Genomic DNA, 22,545 nt, shown 5'->3' with positions numbered 1-22,545 from the left:
CGTTTTGCTTACTTTTGCGCTTTTCAAAAGTGAGCCGCCGTCAGGGCGGAACCCTAAGTGGCCGTTACCGCAGAAACGGATATGTACTCGATCTAATCCAACACCCTGGTCGGCCCAGAGGCCGCCATCGGGGGCCAGCCCCCTCCCACAGGGGATCTGCGCTTAACCGACTGGCATTGCGGCCAGCCCCCTCCCGCAAGATTCCGCGTCAGGCTTCAGATCGAAACAAAGAAGAAACTCGCAATCAGCGCCATCCCCACAATCCACACCAGCGAACGCAACATCGCCCAGTCCGCCAGGTAGCAAATGATGTACAGCAGGCGGCTGGTGATAAACAGCACCGCCAGCACATTGATCGTCACCAACTCGGCCGTACCGGCCAAGTGGGCGATAATCACCGCCGCCGCAAAGGCCGGGGTCACTTCAAAGCTATTGAGCTGCGCATTGTGGGCACGCTTGGCAACGCCTCCGACCGTGTCCAGAAACGCGCGCGGGTCGCGGTTATGCCGCAGCTCAAACCTGCCCTCGCTGAACTTGGCCACACCCGTACACAGGTACGGCAGAAAGATCGCAATCAACACACACCAGAAAGCCACTGTCATCAGTCATTCCCTTTTAAGATTTATCAAGGCAGTCAAAGCTTCATCACCCATGTGCCAATCAGCCCCACCCACAAGCTATGAGCCGTGACCGGCCGAAAGGTTCTTTCAGGTAATTGCACCTGTTTATACTAAACGACTTCTTATACCAAACGACTTCGCGACGCACGCTGTGCGCCTCTACTTCCCCGCCCCAAGGACCCCGGATGCTTGAACTTGTTGCCGCCTTCATTTGCCTCACCACCCTGCTCACCTATGTGAACTTCCGTTTCATCGGCCTGCCGCCAACCATCGGCGTGATGGTCACTGCGCTGCTGTTTTCGCTGCTCCTGCAAGGCCTCAGTTTCATCGGCTACCCGGGCCTGGAGGAACGCATCCAGCAACTGATCGGCCAGATCGACTTCGGCGATTTGCTGATGAACTGGATGCTCTCGTTCCTGCTGTTCGCCGGCGCGTTGCACGTCAACTTGAGCGACCTGCGCAGCTACCGCTGGCCCATCGGCCTGTTGGCGACCTTTGGCGTCTTGATCGCCACCGTCGTGATCGGCAGCCTGGCGTACTACATTTTTGCCCTGTTCGGCTGGCACGTGAGCTTCCTGTACTGCCTGCTGTTCGGCGCGCTGATCTCGCCCACCGACCCGATTGCGGTGCTGGGTGTGCTGCGTACCGCCAATGCGTCGAAGCCGCTGAAAACCACTATCGTCGGCGAGTCGCTGTTCAACGACGGCACAGCGGTGGTGGTGTTTACCGTGCTGCTGGGCATCGCGCAGTTGGGTGAAACACCGACCCTGGGCGCCACCGCAATGCTGTTCGCCCATGAGGCGATTGGCGGCGTGGTATTCGGCGGACTGATCGGTTACCTCGTGTACCTGATGATCAAGAGCATCGAACAACACCAGATCGAAGTCATGCTGACCCTGGCGCTGGTGATCGGCGGCTCGGCGATGGCCACCGAGTTGCACGTCTCGGCACCGATTGCGATGGTGGTGGCCGGCCTGATCATCGGCAACCTGGGGCGCAAGCTGGCGATGAACGACATGACGCGGCGCTATCTGGATGGTTTCTGGGAGTTGCTCGACGACATGCTCAACGCCTTGCTGTTCGCACTGATCGGCATGGAACTGCTGCTGTTGCCCTTCAACTGGCTGCACGTATTGGCGGCCAGCTTGCTGGCGGTGGCGATCCTGCTGTCACGCCTGCTGACCGTGGCCCCGGCGATCCTCCTGCTGCGACGCTGGCGCACGGTCCCGCGCGGCACTATCCGCATCCTCACCTGGGGCGGGTTGCGCGGCGGCGTCTCGGTAGCGCTGGCCCTGGCATTGCCGCTGGGCCCGGAACGCGACCTGCTGCTGAGCATCACCTATATCGTGGTGCTATCGTCGATCCTGCTCCAGGGCCTGAGCATCGGCAAACTGGTCAAGCGCGTGACCCGGGGCGAACCCGAGGCCACGGCCGAAGAACATCACTGATCCTTGTCGACCTGCTGCGGATGCCTCGGGTCCGCAGCCTTCTTGCCCGGCAAGCTGCCCTCACTGCGAATCTGTGCATGGCTGATCAACGCAAAGATAAAGCTGCCACCGATGATATTGCCGGCCAGGGTGGGGCCGGCAAATACCAGCCAGAAGTCATGCCACGACAATTCACCGGCAAACACCAGGTATGACACTTCCGCCGAGCCCACCACGATGTGGGTGAAATCGCCCAGCGCCATCAGGTAGGTGATCAGAATGATGATCCACATCTTGGCGCTTTCCATCGACGGAATCATCCACACCATGGTGGCGATCATCCAGCCGGAGACGATGCCTTTGGCGAACATCTGGCCGGCGTCGTTTTCCATGATCTTGCGTCCGATTTCGAGGAAGGCCATGTCGGTCTTGGTGTCGAATATCGGCAGGTGCAGCATCACGTAGGCCACCAGCAGGGTGCCACACAGGTTGCCCACCAGCACCACCGCCCACAGTCGCAACAGGCGCCCGGCATTGGCCAGGGTCGGCTTGCTCATCACCGGCAACACGGCGGTGAGGGTGTTTTCGGTAAACAGTTGCTGGCGCGCAAGGATCACCGCGAGGAAACCGGCGCAATAACCAAAGCTGGCGATGACCTTGAACGCTTCGCCGTCCGGCAGGCGCGAATTGAGCAATCCCATGGCCATCAGCGACAAGCCCATGGTCAGGCCGGCAGCCAGCGCAGACCACCACAACGCCGCGACGCTGCGCTCCAGCTCCTGGTCGCCCTGGGTACGGATGATTTCGTGCAGCACCGCCGCGCGGGGCGGCTGGTTTTCGTCTACGTCCTGCTGTTCTTCCTGCGACAGATTGGGGGTTTTACCTGCTTCGTCGGTGGCCATGATTATCCGGAGTCCAAGGGGGGCGTGTAGCTACGACACGCGGCCACCGTACCTGTTCAGTGGCCCCGCAACTAAACCGGAATCCTCCAGGCCCTGGCCATTTGCACCGTGGTCGAACCGGACGCTTTATCCCATGGTTTATTACGTGCGCTATAGCGCTCGCCGAGGGTGTCGAGCACACGATTGAACTCGTTGGGCGTGGCAGCCCACCCCAAGTCTTGAGCCGTACGATGGAGCAGTTCGACATTGGCCTCGGGTTGGCCGGGCCGAAACAACGAAGGGTAGATCACCTCCCGTGTGAAGTTGTCTGCCTTGATCGCAATATCGCGCACACCCATCTGGGCGACAGCGCCGACCAGGACTTTGGACACCGGCGGCGCACTGCCTGCGACCTGCCTGGCCGCCATTTGCAGCAATTGCTGAAAGTTGCGCTGATCGGCGCCATTGAGTCGCCCTGCCAACCAGTCGATTTGCTCAGGCCGTTGTACAAGGGCATCCAGGTTGCGCAGCGCTGATGAGATTTGCGGCGTAAACATCAACGCATCGTGGGCCTGATTCGCTTCGGTGATCGCCTGATCCAAGGCTTGCAACGCCTGCTGCGCGTTGCTTCTGAACGTCAGTACATCTACGGCGGCCGCATCTTTTTGCAGCACCGACTGAACGCTGGCGAGCAGTCGATCATCCATGGCCAGCACCGCGTCATGCAGGCTTTGAAACCCATGATGCTCAAGGGCTGTGGAGCGGCGTTCCAAATGCATCTCCACCGCTTGACGCGCCTTGGCCTGCAAATGTTGCTTGTGCTCATCCTGCATAATGAAGTTGACGGTGCCGCCGAGCAGGCCACGAAAATCACCTTTTTCGGTCTTCAGCGGCAGTGTGACGACTTGATCGGCAAACGCTTCGAGCTTTTTCTCCTGGAAGGCTTCAGCGGCCGAATGCGCAACACCGGTGACGCGATCGGCCACACTGCTGAGAAAGCTGCCACTTCGCGCCGGTGTCTCGCTGGTGCTGGACTCAAACTTGACGATCAACGCTTCAGGCTTGTTCAAGGGGCTATCGGGAAATGACCTGTGCACCACTCCCGGCGCCGGGGTATTGAGCAATAAGCCACCGTCCTTGAAGGCGGTGATTTCACCTGAGGCCTGGAAGCCATGACCTTGTTCCACGGGGCTTTTGAACACCACCGGCAAGGAACCGGAAATATGCGCCGCCCGAGCGATGTCCATCTGTGGGGTCAAATCGGCATTGAACACCACCAACTGCGGGCGCTCGGCAAACATACCGGTGCCGGTGATACTCAGTTGCTTGATCGCGGGGATATACCGGTTCAACACCTCAAGGTCACCGAACGTCGGTGCGCTGCCGGCACTCAACTTGTCGGCAATCTTCATCACTTGCGCGGGCCGGGTGTCCCGAGGGCTTTGCGCGATATGCGCAAGCAGCGACCGACGCGACTCATTTCGGATCATTTCCTCCAGAGGACAGGCTTCAGTTTGCAGGCGCGGCAACAATGTCACCAATAACTGAGACACATGGCCGACGGGGCCGGGCAAGCGGCCGATGAGTGTGCCGAGTGTGCTACTGGCGTCCTGCATCCACGCCGTCACGGTATCCGTGCTGTTGAGCAGGCTCGGCAGATCAATGCTATCGCATAACCTGTCGAAGGCTGCCGCCCCCAAGCCACTGGCGATCAACGCCGCCGAAATCGCGCCGGCGGATGAGCCGCAAGCCAATTGGATGCCTTGCAGCTTTCCCGCCTGCTCAAGGGCCTGCACCACCCCCGAAAAAGCGATGCCCTTGGCTCCTCCGCCGCTGAGCACCAGGCTGGTGGCAGGCGCCGCCGACAAAATCACTTCGACCCGTCCCCGGTCATCACGCAGCAGCGTCACATTGCGCTCGCCCACCCCCTCCAGCAGAGGCATCTTGGCGCCGGGCGTGGCCGCTGGCTTGACCTCGTTATCCAATGAGTGCTGAATCCGGGCACTTGAACTGAACACTTGCATACACAGGCTCTCCATAGGGTGTGAGCCTGAGTGATGAAAGCGTCTCGTGACGATCCGTACGGAATGATTTGGTAAAGCAAATCACACCGCTACGTCGTCACTCGGACAGACTGTCTTCCTTGAACTGATCCTTCACGTATCTGATTTCAGTGCGACCATGGGGCGCCGGCAGGCCATCTTCACCGAGGTTGACGAAGACCATTTTCTCCACGGTCAGGATGCTCTTGCGGGTGATCTTGTTGCGCACTTCACACGTGAGGGTGATGGAGGTACGCCCGAACTCGGTGGCGGTGATGCCCAGCTCGATGATATCGCCCTGGCGCGAGGCGCTGACAAAGTTGATTTCGGAAATGTACTTGGTCACGACGCGCTGGTTACCCAATTGCACGATCGCGTAGATAGCCGCTTCTTCGTCGATCCAGCGCAGCAGGCTGCCACCGAACAGGGTGCCGTTGGGGTTTAGGTCTTCGGGTTTTACCCATTTGCGGGTGTGGAAGTTCATGGTCACTCCAAAGCGTCTTGCGAAATGATGGGTAACATCATGGCAGAGCCCGGAGCCAAGCTCTATGAGCCATTGGCTATCACCCCCATGAGCGATCTTCATGCCGCCGACGGAAAGGCTTGGGAAGTGCCGCATACACGGCTATAATCGCCCCCGTTTCAAAACGGTCATCTTCAGTTGATACCGTTCTCCCGCCACCTGTCCGAGGGGCGCTGCAGCAGGCTTGGCCTGTCAGGCTCGGATGGGGCGTTGTCCGGCCTGGTCTTGCAGCTGGATACTAAACGCACAACGGCGCCCATTCGCACACTACGAATGGAGGCTCTTCATGAGCGCTGTCAACACGCCTGCAGATTTCACCGACTACAAAGTCGCCGACATGTCCCTCGCCGCCTGGGGCCGTCGCGAAACCTTTATCGCCGAATCCGAAATGCCAGCCCTGATGGGCCTGCGCCGCAAGTACGCCGCTGAGCAGCCGCTCAAGGGCGCGAAGATTCTCGGCTGCATCCACATGACCATCCAGACCGCCGTGCTGATCGAAACCCTGGTTGCCCTGGGTGCCGAAGTGCGTTGGTCGTCGTGCAACATCTTCTCGACCCAGGACCAGGCGGCTGCCGCTATCGCCGCCGCCGGTATCCCGGTATTCGCCTGGAAAGGCGAAACCGAAGAAGAGTACGAGTGGTGCCTGGAGCAAACCATCCTCAAGGACGGCGCGCCTTGGGATGCCAACATGATCCTTGACGACGGCGGCGACCTGACCGAGCTGCTGCACAAGAAATACCCGCAGATTCTCGACCGCGTCCACGGCGTGACCGAAGAAACCACCACCGGCGTGCACCGTCTGCTGGACATGCTGGCCAAGGGCGAGCTGAAAATCCCGGCCATCAACGTCAACGACTCGGTGACCAAGAGCAAGAACGACAACAAGTACGGCTGCCGTCACAGCCTGAACGATGCGATCAAGCGCGGCACCGACCACCTGCTGTCGGGCAAGCAAGCCCTGGTGATCGGCTACGGCGACGTGGGCAAGGGTTCGTCCCAGTCCCTGCGCCAGGAAGGCATGATCGTCAAGGTGTCTGAAGTTGACCCGATCTGCGCCATGCAAGCCTGCATGGACGGTTTCGAACTGGTGTCGCCGTTCATCGACGGCATCAACGACGGCACCGAAGCGAGCATCGACAAGGCCTTGCTGGGCAAGATCGACCTGATCGTCACCACCACCGGCAACGTGAATGTCTGTGACGCGAACATGCTCAAGGCCCTGAAAAAACGCGCAGTGGTCTGCAACATCGGTCACTTCGACAACGAAATCGACACCGCTTTCATGCGCAAGCACTGGGCATGGGAAGAAGTGAAGCCGCAGGTCCACAAGGTTCACCGTACCGGCGCCGGCGATTTCGACCCGCAGAACGATGACTACCTGATCCTGCTGGCCGAAGGCCGCCTGGTTAACCTGGGCAACGCCACCGGTCACCCAAGCCGCATCATGGATGGCTCGTTCGCCAACCAGGTACTGGCGCAGATCTTCCTGTTCCAGCAGAAGTACGCCGACCTGTCGCCCGCCCAGAAAGCCGAGCGCCTGACCGTGGAAGTACTGCCGAAGAAACTCGACGAAGAAGTGGCCCTGGAAATGGTTCGCGGTTTCGGCGGCGTTGTGACCCAACTGACCAAGACCCAGGCCGACTACATCGGCGTGACCGTTGAAGGTCCGTTCAAGCCGCACGCTTATCGTTACTAAGTAATCAGCTCCACCTGCTCTACCTGTAGGAGCGAGCTTGCTCGCGAAGAACGCCAACGATGACGCAGCGCTTCTGGTTTACAGCGGCGCTCTCAGGTTCTTCGCGAGCAAGCTCGCTCCTACAGTGCAGGTGGGTTGCACAGTCGGCTTCCGAGTTTCAAAGGGTATTACCATGTCCCAAGACCGTCGCTACAGCTTCGAGTTCTTCCCGACCAAGACCGATGCTGGGCATGAAAAACTGATGGCCACCGCCAAGGTGCTGGCCAGCTACAACCCCGACTTCTTCTCCTGCACTTACGGCGCCGGCGGTTCGACCCGTGACCGCACGATCAACACCGTGTTGCAGCTGGAAAGTGAAGTCAACGTTCCCGCCGCTCCGCACTTGTCGTGCGTGGGCGACAGCAAAGCCGACCTGCGCGGCCTGCTGACCCAATACAAGGCCGCCGGCATCAAGCGCATCGTGGCCCTGCGTGGCGACCTGCCGTCCGGCATGGGCATGGCCAGCGGTGAGCTGCGCTACGCCAACGACCTGGTGAGCTTCATCCGCGAAGAAAGCGGCGATCACTTCCATGTCGAAGTGGCCGCATACCCGGAGATGCACCCCCAGGCGCGCAATTTCGAAGACGATCTCAAGAACTTCGTGCGCAAGGCCAATGCCGGCGCCAACAGCGCGATCACCCAGTACTTCTTCAACGCCGACAGCTACTTCTACTTCGTCGAACGTATACAGGCCATGGGGGTGAACATCCCGATCGTGCCGGGCATCATGCCGATCACCAACTACAGCAAGCTGGCGCGCTTCTCCGACGCCTGCGGTGCCGAGATTCCACGCTGGGTGCGCAAGCAGCTGGAAGCCTATGGCGACGACGTCAAAAGCATCCAGGCGTTCGGTGAGCAGGTCATCACCGAGATGTGTGAGCAATTGTTGCAAGGTGGCGCGCCAGGGTTGCACTTCTATACCCTGAACCAGGCTGAACCCAGCCTGGCCGTCTGGAACAACCTCAAGCTGCCACGCTAAGGCTTGTCCGGTGGTGCCAAGGCCCTCGTTCAGACGAGGGCCTTTGTCGTTTTACGTTGTCGTTTCAGGTATCCAAGGGGAACCCCGCAGTCCATGAATACAGTGCCTTCCACTTCCCGTCCGCAACTGGTCTACCTGGTCTTCGGCGCCGAGACCTATCACCAGGAAGCGGTATTCAGCATCGCCAGCGCGTTGGCCTTCCTGCAAGACGACCCCGATGCGGCCGTGGACATCCAGGTATTCAGCGACAACCCCGAACCCTATCGCCTGCTGCCGGTAAGCGTGCGCCCCCTGGACGAAGCCACCCGCAAACGCTGGAGCGAACCCCACGGTTATCACTTTCGCACCAAGCACGTGGTGCTGCGCCAGGTGCTGCAGGAATCGCCGGTGGCGCTGCTGATCGACACCGACACGTTTTTTCACCGCTCCCCCCTGGCCTTGTTCGAGCGCATGCAGCCGGGCACGCTGCTGTGCAACGCCTTCTACACCCGGTACGGCGACAACCACGAAAGCATTCTCTACACCGCGCTTCACCAGCGCCTGCTCGACATGGGCGTGGCCGATGACGACATGATGACCCTCAACTCCGGCGTGATGGGCCTGACCCAACAGGACGCGCACATCCTCGACCGTTCCATCGAGTTGATGGATGAACTGTTCCCCCATGCCCAGGGCGCCTACACCCTGGAAGAGTTCTGCCTGTCCATCGCCGCCTATCGCACGCTCAACGTGCGCGAGTGTCCGGACCTGATCCACCATTACTGGAGCCGCAAGCAGCTGTTTCGCGCCAAGGTCAAGGCCTGGATCGCCAAGCACGCCGCCGCGCCCACCAGTGCGCTGGCCCTGGCCGACACGCGCCAGGTCTCCGCCCACCTGCCGCGCCCGCCGCGTTTGCAGCGCACGCTGTACAAGCTGATTACCCTGTTGCTGCCCAGGCACCAGCAGCAGTTCATCCGCGAGATTCTCTACGGTTGCTATGAACACGAAAACGAGTTCGACCAGGCCTGTGGCCCGGTTTGGTGGGACAAGGCGCGACAAAACCAGGAAGAGCGCCAGCAGCGTCCGATTGACGCGCACCAACTCGAACACTGGTTCGCCAACCCGGTGGTGCGCCTGATTCTCGGCGAGCGCCGTGCCGCGATCCATGCCCACCTGATGGACGCACCGGCAAAATAAGCCCGCCCGCCAAAGCGCGTGCCAGAGCTTCTCTTTATGCCGGGAGCGTCGTAACCTCCGGGTATGCCCGTCACTTTCAAGTTGTTGATCGCTGCGCTTTTCACTTGCCTGAGCCTGGCGGCCCATGGCGAGAAATTGCGCATTGTCACCGAGCCATGGGCGCCCTATGTCTACGACGACAACGGCACCATGCGTGGCCTGGACTATGAAACCACGGTGGTCGTGTTCCAGCGCCTCGGTGTGGATGTGCAATGGCAGTTCCTGCCCTGGAAGCGTTGCCTGGCCATGCTCGACCAGGGCCACGCCGACGGCGCGCTGGATATTTTCCACAGCCACGAGCGCGACGCCTTGCTGCTCTACCCCAGCGAACCCTTGTCGGCGGTCGAGTTCGTGCTGTTCTATGCCAACGAGCGCCCTCACCCCGCCGAAACCCTTGACGACCTGCGCGGCCTGACCGTCGGCGTCTCGCCCGGTTACCTGTATGGCGAGGCATTCAGTGCCTCCAACGCTTTCGCGCGTGAACCGGGCCCCAGCCATGAAGCCAACTTCGGCAAGCTCATGCTGGGGCGCATCGACATGGTGGTCACTGACCGTCGCGTGGGGCAGCACCTGATCAAACAATTGGGCCTGGAGGGCAAGGTCAGCCAGGCGCCCGTGGTGGTCAGCCGCCAGCCGCAGTTTCTTGCCGTGCGCCGTGGTGCGGGCATGGATTTGCTGGTCCAGCGCTTCGCCGCCGAGCTCAGGCGCTTCAAGCAAGAGCCGGCCTATGCCGCGTTGAGCGCCAAATACGGCGGTATCCAGGCACAAACGACCCCGATCAACGCGTTCGATTACACCGTTGAGCAGCAGGAAAGCAGCGTACAGTGATTGCTCTGTTATACTCCGGCCTTTCCGCCAGGCTTACGCCCGGCCGCTCGGGTCTTGAAAAAGGCACCCAACCCCGCTACAGCGCAGCTTTGCAGCCCGCGCGAGCCGGTGGAGTGCCCGCCAGACACAGCAGGACCGGACGGGATTACGCTCCCCTAAGCGCCATTCACGCCCGGCAAGATTATCCCTTTGGGCCAAGCCCTAACTAAAACAGGATTACTCATGTCCTTTGCTTCCCTCGGTCTCTCCGAGGCTTTAGTCCGCGCCATCGAGGCAGCGGGCTATACCGAGCCTACTCCGGTGCAACAGCGGGCCATTCCCGCCGTGTTGCAAGGTCGCGACCTGATGGTTGCGGCGCAGACAGGTACCGGTAAAACCGGTGGTTTCGCCCTCCCGATTCTGGAGCGGTTGTTCCCCAACGGTCACCCGGACAAATCCCAGCGTCACGGCCCGCGCCAACCACGCGTACTGGTCCTGACCCCCACCCGCGAACTCGCCGCCCAAGTGCACGACAGCTTCAAGCTGTATGCCCGCGACTTGAAGTTCGTCAGCGCCTGCATCTTCGGCGGCGTCGGCATGAACCCTCAGGTTCAGGCCATGTCCCGTGGTGTCGACGTGCTGGTGGCATGCCCGGGTCGTTTGCTCGACCTGTGCGGCCAGGGCAGCGTCGATTTGTCCCACGTGGAAATCCTCGTGCTGGACGAAGCCGACCGCATGCTCGACATGGGCTTTGTCCATGACGTGAAAAAAGTGCTCGCGCGCCTGCCGGCCAAACGTCAGAACCTGCTGTTCTCGGCAACGTTCTCCCAGGACATCACCGCCCTGGCCGGCAAGTTGCTGCACAACCCGGAGCGCATCGAAGTCACGCCGCCCAACACCACGGTCGAGCGTATCGAACAACGCGTCTTCCGTCTGGCCGCCAGCCACAAGCGCTCGCTGCTGGCGCACCTGATCACCCACGGCGCGTGGGAACAGGTGCTGGTGTTCACCCGCACCAAGCACGGCGCCAACCGCCTGGCCGAGTACCTGGACAAGCATGGCCTCACCGCCGTTGCCATCCACGGTAACAAGAGCCAGAACGCACGCACCAAGGCCCTGGCTGACTTCAAGGCCGGTTCCGTACGCATCCTGGTCGCCACCGATATCGCCGCTCGCGGCCTGGACATCGACCAACTGCCGCACGTGGTCAACTTCGAGCTGCCAAACGTCGATGAAGACTACGTGCACCGTATCGGCCGCACAGGCCGTGCCGGTCGTTCGGGCGAGGCCATTTCCCTGGTCGCGCCGGACGAAGAAAAACTGCTCAAAAGCATCGAGCGCATGACCAAGCAGAAAATCGCCGACGGCGACCTGATGGGCTTCGATGCCAGCACCGTGGAGGCCGAAAAGCCAGAAGCGCGCGAGCGTCCGGACGTGCGTAACCCACGCAACCCACGTGGTCCGAAGGGCGATGGCCCGAACGGCGGCGGTGGTGGCGGTGGTCGTCGCGACAAGGGCAAGGACAAGGGCAAGGAAAAAACCGCGACCAGCAGCCGTGGCGAACGCCCGGCCCGCGAGCAGAAGCCACGTGAAGGCACCCCGGCCCGCGAACAGCGCCAGCCGAGCCAGCCGCCACGTGCTGCAGCCGATCGTGCCCCGGACGAATTCCTCGACGACGATGTGGATAACTTCGGTAACCGCGTCGACTACGTGCCACAGGCCAAGCCTGCACAGGGCCGCGGCCGTCGCCCAGGCGCCCCGGCACAAGGCGCAGGCGCAGCGGCACCACGTGGCGGCCAGCCACAGGGCGCTCGTCAGAATGGCCCGCGCAACAGCAGCGGTGGCACCACCGGTACGCCGCCGGCCAAGCGCAGCGGCCCGCGTAACGGTGCACCGCGTGACGGTCAGGCCCGTCGCGAAGACTCGCGCAGCAACAACCGCCGCCCGGCCCGTGACGAGCAGCCACGTTCGTCCGAGCCAGCAGTGCAAAACCCGCGCGGCGGCCCGGCGCCGAAAATTATCCACAAGGAGTCGAAAGCGGATCGCTTCCCGACACCCGAGCAGTTGGATCAATTGCCTGGCCGTCCTCGTGGTGAAAAACCAGCGCTGCTGACCCGCAACCGCTGAGTTTCAAAGCGCCATAAAAAATGCCCCGCCTCTTTCGAGACGGGGCATTTTTTTGCTTTTAAACTGTAGGAGCGAGCTTGCTCGCGAAACACTCACAGACACCGCGTACATCCAGGTTTCACGCGTCATCGTTGACGTTTGTCGCGAGCAAGCTCGCTCCTACATACGAAGCATTACTTCTGTTTCACGCCTTCCAGCGTGATGTCCAGGTCGACAGTCTGCGAAGTCGGGCCTGGGCCTTTCACGCCGAAGTCGTTCAGGTCGATCGTGGTCTTGGCGTTGAAGCCGGCACGTTCGCCGCCCCATGGATCCTTGCCTTCACCGTTGAAGGTGGCCTTGAAGGTCACCGGCTTGGTCACGCCGTGGAAGGTCAGGTCGCCGGTCACGTCAGCGGTTTTTTCGCCGGTGGGTTTAACGGCGGTGGACACGAACTTGGCGTCGGCAAACTTGGCCACGTCGATGAAGTCTTTGCTGGCGATGTGCTTGTCACGTTCAGCGTGGTTGGACCACAGGCTGGCGGTTTTCACGTCGACGGCGATTTTGCTGGCTTCAGGCTTGGCTGCGTCCCAGCTGAAGGTGCCATCCCAGTCCTTGAAGGTACCGTAAATGTAGCTGTAGCCCAGGTGGCTGATTTTCCAATCGATGAAGGCGTGCTGGCCTTCCTTGTCGATCTTGTAGTCAGCAGCCATTACCTGGCCGGCAGACAGCAGGGCGGTACCGATTGCCAAAGCGGCGAGTGTCTTCTTCAACATGTTTTCTATTCCTTGTGAGTCGAGGTTGAACATCAGGCTTTGCGCCCCAGCATTCGCGTCAGGGTCGCATCACGATCGATAAAATGGTGTTTCAGTGCCGCCACGCCGTGCAAGCCGGCGAACACCACCAGCACCCAGGCCAGGTACAAATGCACCCAGCCGGCGGTATCTGCCTGGTCCGGTAGACCGGAAACCACGGCAGGAATTTCAAACAGGCCAAACACCGGAATACCGACACCGTCTGCGGTGGAAATCAGGTAACCGGCAATCATCACGGCAAACAACCCGAGATACAGGAACGCGTGACCAAACGCGGCGCCGATGCGGGTCAGGCGACTGTAGCTGGCCAACGGCGGCGGCGGCGGGCTGACCAGGCGCCAGACAATGCGTACCAGCATGATGGCGAACAGCGTGATGCCAATGCTCTTGTGCAGGTCCGGCGCGTCTTTGCGCCAGGCGCTGTAGTAATCGAGGCCGACCATCCACAGGCCCAGGGCGAACAATCCAAACACCACCAGGGCCACGCCCCAGTGCAAAACCATGCTGACCCAGCCATAGCGGGCCGGTGAGTTGCGTAGCTGCATGTACTTAATCCCGTAAGAACTGTGCCCAAGACTAGCGCTTTACCTATCGAATTAAAGCGGAAAATTTTGCTTTGAAATATCGAGAAAGCCGATCTGAAGGCTATGCATCATAAGTTAACAAGGGATTAAGACTATTCCCAACAAACGTGACAGACCGTCCTGCATTTACCGCGATTTTCCCCACAATGGCTTGTGACCCACGTCACCATTGCATAGGCTTGCGCGATTGTTTCACCTGCGCAGGTTGCAGGACCGCTTCGAGGAGATCACCGATGGGCTTGAATAACCAGTGGATGCAACGCGACCTCGCGGTGCTGTGGCATCCCTGCACCCAGATGAAAGACCACCAGCAATTGCCCCTTGTGCCGATCAAACGCGGTGAAGGCGTATGGCTGGAGGACTTCGAGGGCAAGCGCTACCTCGATGCCGTCAGTTCCTGGTGGGTCAACGTGTTCGGTCACGCCAACCCGCGCATCAACCAGCGCATCAAGGACCAGGTCGACCAACTGGAGCATGTGATTCTCGCCGGTTTCAGCCACCAGCCGGTGATCGAGCTGTCCGAACGCCTGGTGGCCATGACGCCCGCAGGCCTGACTCGCTGCTTCTACGCCGACAATGGCTCGTCGTGCATCGAAGTCGCGCTGAAGATGAGCTTCCACTACTGGCTCAACCGTGGCCTGCCTAACAAAAAGCGCTTCGTCACCCTGACCAACAGCTACCACGGCGAAACCATCGCCGCGATGTCGGTGGGTGACGTGCCGCTGTTCACCGAAACCTACAAGGCGCTGCTGCTCGACACCCTCAAGGTGCCGAGCCCCGACTGCTACCTGCGCCCCGAGGGCATGAGCTGGGAAGAACACTCGCGCACGATGTTCCTGGCGATGGAACAGACCCTGGCCGACCACCACGACAGCGTCGCCGCCGTGATCGTCGAGCCGTTGATCCAGGGCGCCGGTGGCATGCGCATGTATCACCCGGTGTACCTCAAACTGCTGCGCGAAGCCTGCGACCGTTACGGCGTGCACCTGATCCACGACGAAATCGCCGTGGGCTTTGGCCGCACCGGCAGCATGTTCGCCTGCGAACAGGCCGGCATCCGCCCGGATTTCCTGTGCCTGTCCAAGGCCCTGACCGGCGGCTACCTGCCGCTGGCCGCCGTGGTCACCACCGATGACGTGTACGACGCCTTCTACGACGACTACCCGACCCTGCGCGCCTTCCTGCACTCCCACAGCTACACCGGCAACCCGCTGGCGTGCGCGGCGGCGCTGGCGACCCTGGATATCTTCGAAGAAGACAACGTGATCGAAAACAACAAGGCCCTGGCCCAGCGCATGGGCAGCGCCACGGCCCATCTGGTGGACCACCCGCACGTGTCGGAAGTGCGCCAGACTGGCATGGTGCTGGCCATCGAGATGGTGCAGGACAAGGCGACCAAGACCCCCTACCCCTGGCAGGAACGCCGAGGCCTGAAGGTGTTCGAACATGCCCTGGAACGTGGCGCGTTGTTGCGACCGCTGGGCAGCGTGGTGTATTTCCTGCCGCCGTATGTGATTACCCCGGAGCAGATTGATTTCCTTGCCGAGGTTGCGAGTGAAGGCATCGATATCGCCACCAACAGCCAGGTCAGCGTTGCCGTGCCGAAGGATTTTCACCCAGGTTTCCGTGATCCGGGATAGTGTCCAAAATCCCTGTAGGAGCGAGCTTGCTCGCGAAGGTATTCCAGGCACATTACGGCGTCGGGTATACGTTTTTCGCGAGCAAGCTCGCTCCTACAGAAAGACAGAACGTGTGTATGCATAATTTTTCCAGAGAACAGAAATGAGACTGTCCCGCTTTTTCACCGACACCCCGCTGAGCCTCGGCGACCTTGAGCTGCCCGAAGCCCAGGCGCATTACATCAGCCGTGTGTTGCGCATGGTCGAAGGCGACGCCGTGCAACTGTTCGATGGCTCCGGCCAGGAGTTTCTCGGCAGCCTGCTGGAAGTCGGTAAAAAACGCGTCACCGTGCAACTGACGCAACGCTTCAACGGCCAGGCCGAATCGCCGCTGCACATCCACCTGGGGCAAGGCCTTTCCCGGGGCGAACGCATGGATTGGGCGATCCAGAAAGCCACCGAACTGGGCGTCAACGCCATCACCCCGATTTTCAGCGAGCGCTGCGAAGTGCGCCTCAAGGACGAACGCGCCGACAAACGCCTGCTGCACTGGCGCCAGGTGGCGATCAGCGCCTGTGAGCAATGCGGGCGTTCAACGGTGCCGGTGATTCACCCGCCGCTGTTGCTGGCGGACTGGTTGAAACAGACCGAGGCGGATTTGAAGCTGGTGCTGCACCCGGTGGCCGAGCCGATGGTCAGCCATGCCAAGCCTTCAAGCCTGGCCTTCCTGATCGGCCCTGAAGGCGGTTTGACCGACGGCGAAGTCGACACCGCCCAAGGCGCCGGCTTCCACGCCGCCCGCCTCGGCCCACGGGTTCTGCGCACTGAAACCGCCCCGGTGGTGGCGCTGTCCGTGGCTCAGCAATTGTGGGGCGACTTCTAAGCCTCCCAGTGATCGTTCCACGCTCTGCGTGGGAACGATCCTGGGTGGCACTTCTTACTCCACCGGGTCGCTGACCGGCTTGGCGATAATCGCTTTCAACTCGCTGGTCATCGGGAATTCCAGGTTCAGGCCCTTGGGCGGAATCGGCTGTTCGAACCAACGCTGGTAGATCCCGTTAATTTCACCCGAGCGGTACAGGTCGCCCAACGCTTCGTTGACCACCGCAAGAAACTGCGGGTCGTCCTTGCGCACCATGCAGCTGTAGATTTCCCGCGACTGCTCCTCCCCCACCACCACCCAATTGTGCGGATCCTTGGCCTTGGCGCGCTCGCCGTAAAGCAACGCGTCATCCATATAGAACGCCGCTGCACGGCCGGTCTCGAGCATCTTGAAGGCTTCGCCATGGTCCTTGGCGCTGATCACGAACATATTGGCCTTGTGCTCGGCGTTGTAGCTTTTGAGGAAACGCTCGTTGGTGGTACCCGCGGTGGTCACCACGTTCTTGCCCGCAAGATCAGCAAAGCCTTGGATACCACTGTCCCTGGCCGTCAGCAATTGCCCCTTCACGTAGATAAACCCGTAGGAAAACGCCACCTGCTTCTGCCGTTCGGCCGTCACCCCGGTAGAACCGCATTCCAGGTCGACAGTGCCGTTTTGCACCAGCGGGATACGGGTTTGGGAGGTCACCAGGTTGTACTTCACATTGAGCGTGCCCACCCCGATTTTCTGCTGGATGCGCTCGACGATCTTATCTGCCAGCTCCACCGAGTAGCCCATGGGTTTGCCGCTGTTATCCCCCACGTAGGAAAACGGCACCGACGCATCGCGATAGCCCAATGTGATGGACTTGGCGTTAGCGATCTTGCCCAGCGTGCCGTCCAACGGCGCTTGGTTCGCATGGGCTTGTGCGCCCAGCAAAAGCGCGAGGGTGCAGCCGGTCAACAGGCTTTTTTTCATTGTTATTCTCCGTTGGTTTTTCGATTATTTACGTACAGCAATCACGCTGATTTCCACCAGCACACTCGGCCGCGCCAGTTCCGCTTGAAGGGTCGTGCGCGTCGGCGCCATGCCCGGTGAAAGCCAGGCGGACCACACCTCGTTCATCGGTGCAAAACCGCTGCCGATATCTTTCAAATAGATCGTTGCGTTGAGCAGATGATCCTTATCGCTGCCCGCCTGGGCCAGCAGCGCATCGATCCTGGTCAGCACCTCCCGGGTTTGTGTCGCCACGTCCTGGCCATCACCGGGCACCTGGCCCGAGAGGAAAACCAGGTCCTTGAAGGTCACTGCGCCCGAGAGGCGCTCATTGCTGCTTATTCGGGTGATGGTCATCCGTACATCCTCATGCGGCGCGGGGCGCAAGGCCCTGCATATCAATGGAAGGCGCGTGTTGTCCGATCAACTCAGCCAGCAACTGGCCGCTGCCGCAGGCCAGGGTAAAACCAAGGGCGCCGTGGCCCAGGTTCAGCCACAGGTTGCGATACACGCTGGCACCAATCAGCGGCACGCCAGTGGGGGTGGCCGGGCGCATACCCGCCCACTCCACCGCACTGGCGTAATCGCCAGCCTGCGCAAATGTCTCCAGTGCCTGGCGTTTCATCAGCGCCAGGCGCTTGGGTTCAAGGCTGGCATCGAAGCCGACGATATCCACCATGGCCGCCACCCGCAGTTGTTCGCCGATGCGCGCATAGACGATCTTGCGGTCGTAGTCGGTAATGCTCACGTTCGGCGCCTGGTGCTGCGCGCCAATCGGCACACTGAGGCTGTAACCCTTGAGCGGGTAAAGCGGCAGCGGCACACCCAACTCGGCGCTGCGATAACCGGCCGCCAGTACCAGATGCTCGACCGGCACCACCTCAGCGCCCAGTTCGATAGCCTGCACCGCACCGTCAGCGTGGCGAATGCCGGTGACCTTGCGCCCCAGCAAAAAGCGGCAGCGCCCGGACGCGTCAAGCCGCGCCGCCAAGCGCTGGCAGAAAGCATGACAATCAGCCACCTCCTCATTCGGCGTGTAGATCCCGCCGACAAAACCACCGCCCGCCAGCGCCGGCTCCAGGCGTGCGCAATCGGCGGCCGACAGCACCTGCTGCTGAAGGATATCGGTGACCTTGCTGCGGGCATGCGCAAATGAGCTGGCGTTGCGAAAGGTGACCAGTTTGCCGTTGCGCCGCCAGTCGAAGCCGTCCAGGTGATCATCCTCGCGCCATTGCTGCAACGTGTGCTGGCTCAGGGAGGCCAGTCGCAGCAGGTGGGCGGCATTGCGTGTGTTCACCGAGCTACGGCATGCACCGAGGAACGCGGCCATCCAGCGCCATTGCTGAGGGTCGAGGCGTGGGCGCAGCTTTAACGGCGAGTCACCGCGCAACAGCCAACCGATGGCCTGAAGCGGCACGCCGGCATCGGCCAGCGGCGCCACGTAGCGATAGGACAACTGCCCGCCATTGGCAAAGCTGGTTTCACTGCCCAGGGTCTCGCGCGCGTCGATCACCGTCACCTCGTGGCCCGCACGCACCAGCGCATACGCGCTCGCCAGACCAATCACCCCACCCCCAATGATGTGCACCATTTCCGCCGCCCGCCGCTGAATCAAGAAGCCTCAAGCCTAGGGGCAGGTGACAGACCACCGACAATGAATAAAGATGGGTCACCTATAAACAAAGGTTATGGACTTGCCATGCGCTTGCGTCATATCGAAATCTTCCAGGCCATCCGCCAGACGGGCTCCATCAGCGCCGCCGCGCAGTTGCTGCATGTCTCGCAACCGGCGGTGACCAAGGTGTTGCAGCACGCCGAATTGCAGTTGGGCTTTGCGCTGTTCCTGCGCGTACGCGGCAAATTGCAGCCCACGCCGGAAGCGCTGGCGCTGGAGAGTGAAGTCGAGAAAGTCACCGCAAGCCTGCAAGGCGTAAGGCGCCTGGCCAATAGCTTGCGCCGCGAACCTGGGCAGAGTATCCGCATCGGCGCGATTCCGACGCTGGCGCTATCGCTGCTGCCGCCGTCGATCCTGGAATGGAAACGCGATTACCCGGATATGGCCTGCGAACTGTCCAGCGACCATAGCCGCGAGTTGGTGCAAAAGCTGTTGATGCGCGAGATCGACCTGGCGCTGACGCTCAACTTCTCCGGCCATCCCGGGCTGACGACCCAAGTGCTGGCCAACGGTGTACTGGTGGCGCTGGCGTCCAAAGGCTATTGGCCGGATGCCGAACGGCATCAGCCCTTGCCGTTGGCCGAGCTGGCCGGAGCGCCGTTGATCGGCCTGTCCAGCGCCGACCCGCTGGCGGCGAAGCTGGGCAGCTACCTGGAAAATATCGACCCGCCGCCCCGGGTGACGATCTCGGTGCAAACCTATTCCCTGGCGCGTGCGATGGTCGAATCCGGCGCCGGCCTGACCGTGATCGATCCGTTCACCGCGCTGGGTGCCTCAACGGCCACCACCCAGATCCGCACGCTCACCCCACCGCTGCCCATCACCCTCTACGCCCTGACCCGCGCCAACGAGCCACCGCCGCATATGCTGGCCAAGCTGCTGGAGATTTTCGGCAGTCGCGCCTGTGAACTATTGGCACGTCTCTAAGAGCACCCATTGTGGGAGGCGCAAGCCCTGTAGGAGCGAGCTTGCTCGCGAAAAACGTCAACGATAACGCGTGCTTCCTGAATGAACGCGGCGCCTGTGAGTTTTTCGCGAGCAAGCTCGCTCCTACAAAAAAGCCTTAACTGAATGACATTAGGGCTTGTCCCCTCTGACATTCAAAGCACGTAATGCATGATCGCCACAAAATGCAGCAGGCTGCCGCCAATCACAAACAAATGCCAGATCCCATGGGAGTGCCGCAGGCGGTCCTCCAACGCAAAAAAGATAATCCCCACGGTGTACAACACCCCGCCCGACGCCAGCCAGATAAACCCTGCGGTGCCCAGCGCGGCGAGCAGCGGCTTGACCGCCACCAGCACGATCCAGCCCATCACCGCATAGATCACGATGGATAGAATCCGCGCTTCGGAGCGCGGCTTGATCTCCTGCAAAATGCCGATCACCGCCAGCCCCCACACAATCCCGAACAGCGTCCAGCCCCACGGCCCGTGCAGCGTCACCAGGCAAAACGGGGTGTAGCTGCCGGCGATCAACAGGTAGATCGAAAAGTGATCGACCTTCTGCATGATCTCTTTTCGCCGCCCCCGCACGCTGTGGTACACCGTCGAGGCGCTGTACAGCACGATCAGCGTAAAGCCATAAATCGCCACGCTGACGATCTTCCAGGGGCTGCCATCCAGGCTCGCCACCACCAACATCCACACAGCGCCAATGCACGCCGCGACAGCACCGAGCAAATGGCTCCAGGCGTTGAATCGTTCTCCGTGGTACATCTGTCACCGACCTCCTGTAACTCCAAGCACACGCGGACAAGCGTCCAGCCTTGCGCATCAGAGTGCAAGCGCGTTATGACGTTCCGACGACGCCGCGCCGTTTTGCGGGCACAATCGAGGGCATGCGAACCAGAGCCACGGCCATGTTGATCGACGAAGAATTCACCCTCAAGAAACTGGAAATCTTCCTGGCGTTCATGCGCACCGGCAACCTGGCCCGCGCCGCCGCCGAATTGCAGACCAGCAACGTCAGCGTGCACCGCGCCATTCATTCGCTGGAAAATGCCCTGCGCTGCCCGCTGTTCAAACACGAGGGCCGCAACCTGACGCCGCTGGAAAGCGCCTACGTACTCGAAGAGCGCGCGCAGAAGCTGGTGGCCGACGTGGTCGACAGCGTGCGCCTGACCCGCGAAGCCGCCGGTTTCTCCGCCGAACGTTTCAAGCTCGGCTCGCTGTATTCGCTGACGGTCAAGACCGTGCCGCAATTGATCATGGGCCTGAAAATCCGCCGCAGCGAACTGAATATCGACCTGATCCTGGGCTCCAACTTCGACCTGCTCTACAAGCTCAAGAACATGGAAGTGGACGCCATCCTTATCTCCCTGGATGAGCACGCCAACGACCCCGACTGCGAACAGATCGCGCTGTTTTCCGACGACATCTTCCTCGCCACCCCAGCCGACTCCCCCTTCGACCGCGAACGGCAAATCGACCTGGCCGACGTGCGCGACGCCACCTTCATCACCCTCACCCAAGGCTTCGCCACCCATCAGGATGGCAACCGGGTATTCAAGCAGGCGGGCTTCGAGCCAAAGGTGGCGATGCAGGTCAATGACATCTTCACGTTGCTGAGCATGGTCAGCTCGGGGGTGGGCTATGCGCTGTTGCCGGGCCGGATCGCGGCGGTGTACGAGAACCGCGTGAAGCTGATACCGCTGCAGCCCAGGTATCGGTTGCAGCAGCATATCGGCGTGGTGTTCCTGAAGGCCAAGGAGCGCGATCCGAACTTGCTGGCGTTGTTGGCGGAGTGTCGGATGTATGCCAATCGGCAGGTTTGAGATCGCTATCGGGGGCAAGCCCCCTCCCACAGTTGACCGAGTTCCAACATGAGAATGCGGTCAACATGTGGGAGGGGGCTTGCCCCCGATGGCGCCCGACCAAACACCACCATCTCCAAAACTAACCGACCAACCCACGCACAATGAAATACAACAGCGAAGGCCCAAGCAGGCAGCCCAAGCCGGTATGAAACGTCGCCGTCAGCGCGCCATACGGCACCAACCGCCGATCCGTCGCCGCCAGCCCCGCCGTCACACCGCTCACGGTGCCGGCCAGGCCCCCGAACACCATCGCCGAACGCGGGTTGTCCAGGCCCATCCAGCGCGCCGCCACCGGCGTGCCGACCATCACCAGGATCGCCTTGATCAACCCGGTGGCAATCGACAGCGCCATCACATCCGAGGTCGCGCCAATCGCCGCGCCGGTCACCGGGCCGACGATGTAGGTCACGGCGCCCGCGCCGATGGTGGTCATGCTGACCGCATCGCGATAGCCGAAGGCCCAGGCCATGCTCGCACCGACGATGAACGGCAGGATCGTGCCCAGCAGCAGGGCAATCACCCCGATCATCCCGGCTTTGCGCGCCTCAGTGGCCTGCACTTCAAACGCCGTGGCAACGATGGCGAAATCCCGCAACATCGCCCCGCCCATCAGACCGATACCGGAGAACAATGCCAGGTCCGCCAGGCCCTTCTGCCCGCCCGTGAGCGTGCCGCCAACCCAGGCCAGCACCAGGCCGATGACGATGGCAATCGCCGAGCCATGGATGCGTCCGAATGTCAGGCGCTTGGACAGCACCACCGAAATCCACATCACCACGCCCACAAAGGCGAACGCGGTGATCAGGCCATTGTGCTCCAAACCTTTTTCGATGAGGTCCCACAT

At 61.2% G+C, this 22,545-nt stretch carries 21 protein-coding genes and 1 riboswitch; of the genes, 10 read left to right on the top strand and 11 right to left on the bottom strand.

Features of this window, described 5'->3' with window-relative positions; translation table 11 throughout:
• Positions 1 to 215 precede the first annotated feature (215 nt).
• Entirely contained in the window at positions 216 to 602 is a 387-nt protein-coding gene (locus BFQ00_RS17600; RefSeq protein WP_065896311.1) for an MAPEG family protein, read from the bottom strand.
• 203 nt (positions 603 to 805) lie between these two features.
• On the opposite strand from BFQ00_RS17600, the gene BFQ00_RS17595 reads away from it, so the two are divergent.
• The gene (locus tag BFQ00_RS17595; RefSeq protein WP_065885394.1) at positions 806 to 2,068 is read left to right on the top strand and encodes a cation:proton antiporter; all 1,263 of its coding nucleotides are present in this window, start codon (positions 806 to 808) and stop codon (positions 2,066 to 2,068) included.
• Here the strand turns inward: BFQ00_RS17595 and BFQ00_RS17590 are convergent.
• The 3 genes from BFQ00_RS17590 to BFQ00_RS17580 all read right to left on the bottom strand — a co-directional run bounded on the left by BFQ00_RS17590 (position 2,062) and on the right by BFQ00_RS17580 (position 5,454).
• Positions 2,062 to 2,949, bottom strand: coding sequence for a formate/nitrite transporter family protein (locus BFQ00_RS17590; protein ID WP_065885393.1), 888 nt, complete (start codon positions 2,947 to 2,949; stop codon positions 2,062 to 2,064). The two genes, BFQ00_RS17595 and BFQ00_RS17590, sit on opposite strands and share 7 nt — an antisense overlap.
• A gap of 71 nt (positions 2,950 to 3,020) precedes the next feature.
• Positions 3,021 to 4,871: a patatin-like phospholipase family protein gene (locus tag BFQ00_RS17585; RefSeq protein ID WP_371914200.1), complete on the bottom strand. Its 1,851-nt coding sequence runs from the start codon at positions 4,869 to 4,871 to the stop codon at positions 3,021 to 3,023.
• Between the two features lie 178 nt (positions 4,872 to 5,049).
• Positions 5,050 to 5,454 carry an acyl-CoA thioesterase gene (locus BFQ00_RS17580; protein ID WP_065885391.1) on the bottom strand — a complete coding sequence of 135 codons (405 nt, stop codon included), beginning with the start codon at positions 5,452 to 5,454 and terminating at the stop codon, positions 5,050 to 5,052.
• A gap of 198 nt (positions 5,455 to 5,652) precedes the next feature.
• Positions 5,653 to 5,758, top strand: a riboswitch (S-adenosyl-L-homocysteine riboswitch).
• A gap of 21 nt (positions 5,759 to 5,779) precedes the next feature.
• Between BFQ00_RS17580 and ahcY the strand changes: the two genes are divergently transcribed.
• The 5 genes from ahcY (at position 5,780) to BFQ00_RS17555 (ending at position 12,356) form a co-directional block, all read left to right on the top strand.
• Positions 5,780 to 7,189 (top strand): adenosylhomocysteinase, encoded by a 1,410-nt coding sequence (ahcY, locus tag BFQ00_RS17575; protein WP_065885390.1) that lies wholly within the window; start codon positions 5,780 to 5,782, stop codon positions 7,187 to 7,189.
• 172 nt (positions 7,190 to 7,361) lie between these two features.
• Positions 7,362 to 8,207, top strand: a complete 846-nt coding sequence (gene metF, locus BFQ00_RS17570; protein ID WP_065934237.1) for a methylenetetrahydrofolate reductase [NAD(P)H] — start codon at positions 7,362 to 7,364, stop codon at positions 8,205 to 8,207.
• 93 nt (positions 8,208 to 8,300) lie between these two features.
• Positions 8,301 to 9,383: a hypothetical protein gene (locus BFQ00_RS17565; protein WP_065934236.1), complete on the top strand. Its 1,083-nt coding sequence runs from the start codon at positions 8,301 to 8,303 to the stop codon at positions 9,381 to 9,383.
• A gap of 63 nt (positions 9,384 to 9,446) precedes the next feature.
• Positions 9,447 to 10,250, top strand: a complete 804-nt coding sequence (locus BFQ00_RS17560; protein WP_065934235.1) for a substrate-binding periplasmic protein — start codon at positions 9,447 to 9,449, stop codon at positions 10,248 to 10,250.
• 222 nt (positions 10,251 to 10,472) lie between these two features.
• A complete protein-coding gene (locus BFQ00_RS17555; RefSeq protein WP_065885386.1) occupies positions 10,473 to 12,356 on the top strand; it encodes a DEAD/DEAH box helicase in 1,884 nt (627 codons plus the stop codon).
• A 173-nt stretch (positions 12,357 to 12,529) separates the two neighbouring features.
• Here BFQ00_RS17555 and BFQ00_RS17550 read toward each other — a convergent pair whose 3' ends face one another.
• On the bottom strand, positions 12,530 to 13,108 hold the full coding sequence (locus BFQ00_RS17550) for a YceI family protein (RefSeq protein WP_065885385.1): 579 nt from the start codon (positions 13,106 to 13,108) through the stop codon (positions 12,530 to 12,532).
• A 32-nt stretch (positions 13,109 to 13,140) separates the two neighbouring features.
• Entirely contained in the window at positions 13,141 to 13,692 is a 552-nt protein-coding gene (locus tag BFQ00_RS17545) for a cytochrome b (protein ID WP_005792225.1), read from the bottom strand.
• Positions 13,693 to 13,964: 272 nt separating this feature from the next.
• On the opposite strand from BFQ00_RS17545, the gene BFQ00_RS17540 reads away from it, so the two are divergent.
• Complete coding sequence (locus BFQ00_RS17540) at positions 13,965 to 15,371, top strand: adenosylmethionine--8-amino-7-oxononanoate transaminase (protein ID WP_065934234.1); 1,407 nt, start codon at positions 13,965 to 13,967, stop codon at positions 15,369 to 15,371.
• Between the two features lie 142 nt (positions 15,372 to 15,513).
• On the top strand, positions 15,514 to 16,233 hold the full coding sequence (locus BFQ00_RS17535) for a 16S rRNA (uracil(1498)-N(3))-methyltransferase (RefSeq protein ID WP_065934233.1): 720 nt from the start codon (positions 15,514 to 15,516) through the stop codon (positions 16,231 to 16,233).
• 54 nt (positions 16,234 to 16,287) lie between these two features.
• On the opposite strand, the gene BFQ00_RS17530 is transcribed toward BFQ00_RS17535, so the two are convergent.
• From BFQ00_RS17530 to BFQ00_RS17520, 3 genes are read right to left on the bottom strand one after another with little or no spacing between them, the layout of a single operon-like run.
• Entirely contained in the window at positions 16,288 to 17,190 is a 903-nt protein-coding gene (locus tag BFQ00_RS17530) for a transporter substrate-binding domain-containing protein (protein WP_065934232.1), read from the bottom strand.
• 24 nt (positions 17,191 to 17,214) lie between these two features.
• Positions 17,215 to 17,565: a RidA family protein gene (locus tag BFQ00_RS17525; protein ID WP_046034957.1), complete on the bottom strand. Its 351-nt coding sequence runs from the start codon at positions 17,563 to 17,565 to the stop codon at positions 17,215 to 17,217.
• 10 nt (positions 17,566 to 17,575) lie between these two features.
• On the bottom strand, positions 17,576 to 18,799 hold the full coding sequence (locus BFQ00_RS17520) for a D-amino acid dehydrogenase (RefSeq protein WP_065934231.1): 1,224 nt from the start codon (positions 18,797 to 18,799) through the stop codon (positions 17,576 to 17,578).
• A 108-nt stretch (positions 18,800 to 18,907) separates the two neighbouring features.
• Here BFQ00_RS17520 and BFQ00_RS17515 point away from each other — a divergent pair, with 108 nt between their 5' ends.
• Positions 18,908 to 19,810, top strand: coding sequence for a LysR family transcriptional regulator (locus BFQ00_RS17515; protein ID WP_065934230.1), 903 nt, complete (start codon positions 18,908 to 18,910; stop codon positions 19,808 to 19,810).
• Between the two features lie 173 nt (positions 19,811 to 19,983).
• Here the strand turns inward: BFQ00_RS17515 and BFQ00_RS17510 are convergent, their stop codons facing one another.
• On the bottom strand, positions 19,984 to 20,601 hold the full coding sequence (locus BFQ00_RS17510) for a PAQR family membrane homeostasis protein TrhA (protein WP_065885378.1): 618 nt from the start codon (positions 20,599 to 20,601) through the stop codon (positions 19,984 to 19,986).
• A 143-nt stretch (positions 20,602 to 20,744) separates the two neighbouring features.
• Between BFQ00_RS17510 and BFQ00_RS17505 the strand changes: the two genes are divergently transcribed.
• On the top strand, positions 20,745 to 21,659 hold the full coding sequence (locus BFQ00_RS17505) for a LysR family transcriptional regulator (protein ID WP_065934229.1): 915 nt from the start codon (positions 20,745 to 20,747) through the stop codon (positions 21,657 to 21,659).
• Positions 21,660 to 21,780: 121 nt separating this feature from the next.
• Here BFQ00_RS17505 and madM read toward each other — a convergent pair whose 3' ends face one another.
• Positions 21,781 to 22,545 (bottom strand): malonate transporter subunit MadM, encoded by a 765-nt coding sequence (gene madM / locus BFQ00_RS17500; RefSeq protein ID WP_065885376.1) that lies wholly within the window; start codon positions 22,543 to 22,545, stop codon positions 21,781 to 21,783.

Origin of the sequence: Pseudomonas sp. 28 E 9, assembly GCF_900004785.1 — a bacterium.
GTDB classification, from domain to species: domain Bacteria; phylum Pseudomonadota; class Gammaproteobacteria; order Pseudomonadales; family Pseudomonadaceae; genus Aquipseudomonas; species Aquipseudomonas orientalis_A.
The sequence above is the reverse complement of the archived record's forward strand: the minus strand, read 5'-3'. Positions and strand labels throughout refer to the sequence as shown.

Coding starts and splice junctions, on each gene's coding strand:
- metF (WP_065934237.1), top strand. CDS start 7,362: ATGTCCCAAGACCGTCGCTACAGCTTCGAGTTCTTCCCGACCAAGACC.
- BFQ00_RS17510 (WP_065885378.1), bottom strand. CDS start 20,601: ATGTACCACGGAGAACGATTCAACGCCTGGAGCCATTTGCTCGGTGCT.
- BFQ00_RS17580 (WP_065885391.1), bottom strand. CDS start 5,454: ATGAACTTCCACACCCGCAAATGGGTAAAACCCGAAGACCTAAACCCC.
- BFQ00_RS17540 (WP_065934234.1), top strand. CDS start 13,965: ATGGGCTTGAATAACCAGTGGATGCAACGCGACCTCGCGGTGCTGTGG.
- ahcY (WP_065885390.1), top strand. CDS start 5,780: ATGAGCGCTGTCAACACGCCTGCAGATTTCACCGACTACAAAGTCGCC.
- BFQ00_RS17515 (WP_065934230.1), top strand. CDS start 18,908: ATGCGCTTGCGTCATATCGAAATCTTCCAGGCCATCCGCCAGACGGGC.
- BFQ00_RS17555 (WP_065885386.1), top strand. CDS start 10,473: ATGTCCTTTGCTTCCCTCGGTCTCTCCGAGGCTTTAGTCCGCGCCATC.
- BFQ00_RS17530 (WP_065934232.1), bottom strand. CDS start 17,190: ATGAAAAAAAGCCTGTTGACCGGCTGCACCCTCGCGCTTTTGCTGGGC.
- madM (WP_065885376.1), bottom strand. CDS start 22,545: ATGTGGGACCTCATCGAAAAAGGTTTGGAGCACAATGGCCTGATCACC.
- BFQ00_RS17505 (WP_065934229.1), top strand. CDS start 20,745: ATGTTGATCGACGAAGAATTCACCCTCAAGAAACTGGAAATCTTCCTG.
- BFQ00_RS17525 (WP_046034957.1), bottom strand. CDS start 17,565: ATGACCATCACCCGAATAAGCAGCAATGAGCGCCTCTCGGGCGCAGTG.
- BFQ00_RS17590 (WP_065885393.1), bottom strand. CDS start 2,949: ATGGCCACCGACGAAGCAGGTAAAACCCCCAATCTGTCGCAGGAAGAA.
- BFQ00_RS17550 (WP_065885385.1), bottom strand. CDS start 13,108: ATGTTGAAGAAGACACTCGCCGCTTTGGCAATCGGTACCGCCCTGCTG.
- BFQ00_RS17585 (WP_371914200.1), bottom strand. CDS start 4,871: ATGCCTCTGCTGGAGGGGGTGGGCGAGCGCAATGTGACGCTGCTGCGT.
- BFQ00_RS17535 (WP_065934233.1), top strand. CDS start 15,514: ATGAGACTGTCCCGCTTTTTCACCGACACCCCGCTGAGCCTCGGCGAC.
- BFQ00_RS17545 (WP_005792225.1), bottom strand. CDS start 13,692: ATGCAGCTACGCAACTCACCGGCCCGCTATGGCTGGGTCAGCATGGTT.
- BFQ00_RS17600 (WP_065896311.1), bottom strand. CDS start 602: ATGACAGTGGCTTTCTGGTGTGTGTTGATTGCGATCTTTCTGCCGTAC.
- BFQ00_RS17595 (WP_065885394.1), top strand. CDS start 806: ATGCTTGAACTTGTTGCCGCCTTCATTTGCCTCACCACCCTGCTCACC.
- BFQ00_RS17560 (WP_065934235.1), top strand. CDS start 9,447: ATGCCCGTCACTTTCAAGTTGTTGATCGCTGCGCTTTTCACTTGCCTG.
- BFQ00_RS17520 (WP_065934231.1), bottom strand. CDS start 18,799: ATGGTGCACATCATTGGGGGTGGGGTGATTGGTCTGGCGAGCGCGTAT.
- BFQ00_RS17565 (WP_065934236.1), top strand. CDS start 8,301: ATGAATACAGTGCCTTCCACTTCCCGTCCGCAACTGGTCTACCTGGTC.